This is a genomic window from Caballeronia sp. (assembly GCF_049581465.1).
Lineage (GTDB): Bacteria > Pseudomonadota > Gammaproteobacteria > Burkholderiales > Burkholderiaceae > Caballeronia.
This window is the reverse complement of sequence record NZ_JBAUSA010001043.1, coordinates 1-1987: the sequence shown is the minus strand read 5'-3', so window position 1 is coordinate 1987 and position 1987 is coordinate 1. Positions and strand designations below refer to the sequence as shown.

The 1987-nt window shown below is 62.2% G+C and carries 1 protein-coding gene; it reads right to left on the bottom strand.

The genetic code is table 11. From position 1 onward, the window contains the following. Window positions 1-208 precede the first annotated feature (208 nt). The coding region (locus WCA53_RS25555; RefSeq protein ID WP_423916989.1) for a hypothetical protein at window positions 209-1987 on the bottom strand (1779 nt) is incomplete at its 5' end.

Sequence of the window (1987 nt, the reverse complement as noted above, 5' to 3'; positions counted from 1 at the left end):
GGACCGCCACTGGGTCAGGGTCGCGATTCGGCGCCCAGAAAGCCGCGCCCGCCGACCAATTCAATCGCATTATGTCGCTGTTAGACGCGGCGACTGGCGTTAGATATCCCTTCGCGCCGGTTCAAGGCGCAGACGAGCCCATTGGGTTGAGCCTCGCGTTTGAAGGACCGAAAAGTTCGGCCGCAAACGTCTCGGGGCAGGGCGCAGCCTATTGCGAGAGTTCGGCGATCCGGCTTGCAAGCCAGTCAAGGTCCTGCTTCCATTGGACATTGTCTGGCGATAGGGCGGTCAAGCGAACCATGATCGCGTGGCTTTGTCGCAACGACTGCAACGCGCCGGCGCGATTTCCCATTTCCTTGAGTACGCTTGCGATTTTCGAATGCGACACAGCAACGTGGCGCTGCCATCCGGCGTTCTCCGGATCGGACGTAATGAGTGGGTCCATGATCGCGAGGCTGTCGCGGTAGGAGGTCAGCGCCCCGGCGAGGTCGCCCTGCGCGACCAGCACGTTGCCAATCTTCTCGTAGGACACCGAGAGATCGCGCTGCCAGCCGGCGTTGCCGGGATCGGATTGCGCCAGTGGATCAATGATGGCCAGGCCGCCGCGGTAGGAGATTAGCGCGCCGGTGAGGTCGCCCTGTGCGATCTGCACGTCGCCGATCTTGTTGTGGGACACCGAGAGGTCGCGCTGCCAGCCGGCGTTAGCGGGATCGGATTGCGACAGCCGGCTAACGATTTCGAACTTGGCGCGATACGAGGCTAGCGCGCCGATAAGGTCGCCCTGCGCGACCTGCACGTCGCCAATTCTTTCGTTGTTGATGCTTAGATTGTATTGCCAGCCGGCGTTGCCGGGATCGGATTTCGCTAGGCGGTCAAAGATCGCGAGGCTTTCACGGTAGCGGGTCATCGCCTTGGCAGGATCGCCCTGCCTAACCTCCACGTCGGCAACCTTCGCGTTCGAAACAGCGAGATTGCGCTGCCAGCCGGCATTTCGGAGATCGGACTTGGCCAAGCGGTCCCTGATCACGAGACTATCGCGATAGGAGGTCAATGCCCCAGCGAGATCGCCTTGTGCGACCAGAACATCGCCGATCTGCTCGTACGACAGCGAGAGACCCTCCTGCCAATCAGCGTTTGTTGGATCGGATTGCGCGAGTCGGTCTTGGATCGCTAAGCCGTCGCTATAAGACTTCAGAGCACCGGAGAGATCGCCCTGCGCGACTTGAACCTCGCCAATTCTCTGGTATGGGATCGAAAGGTCGCGCTGTCGTTTCGAGTTACCGAGATCGGATTTGGCAAGCCGCTCAGCAATTTCTAAGACGTACTTGTATGACTTGAGCGCGCTTGTGAGGTCGCCCCGCTTGACCTGCATATAGCCGAGCCTATCGGAGGATGCGGCGAGATCCCGATCGTGGCCGCCTCGAGCGGCGGCGTCACGGGCGGCAGAGAAAGCCTTCGTAGCCTCGACCAGCGAGCCTCGCGTCTCCCACAAATCACCCAGCTCGATCCATAGCCAGACATTGTCCCGATCGAGTTGCGCGGCTTCGGCGAATTTGGCGCAAGCCGATTCGTAGTTGAGTTGCAGGCGGTCGACGCGCGCCTCCTGGGCTAAAAATCCGGCCTCGGTTCGATCTGCCTCCTCGCGCAGCGCGCGAGCGCGCCCGCGTCCCTCGTTGAGAGCGGAACGGGCGGTGTCGAAATCGCCTTTGTCGATCAGAGCCGACGCGCGGGCGCGGATGACGGCGAATTCCGGCCGGTCGTCGCGGAGTCGTTCGAGGTCGGCGCGGAGGCGTATCAATTCGTCGGCGGCTTTGGCGAGGCGGTCGGGGATTTCGGCTTCGGCGACCTCCGTCTCGCCGAGCCGCTTGAGCACTTCGCGCAACGGAGCCTCGGCAACACCCTTGGCCGCGGCAGTTTCAGCAAGCTGCGCGGCGAATTGTCTTTCCAGTAGGAAGTGGCCGATGTCCGCGGCGACCTGCACCGCGAG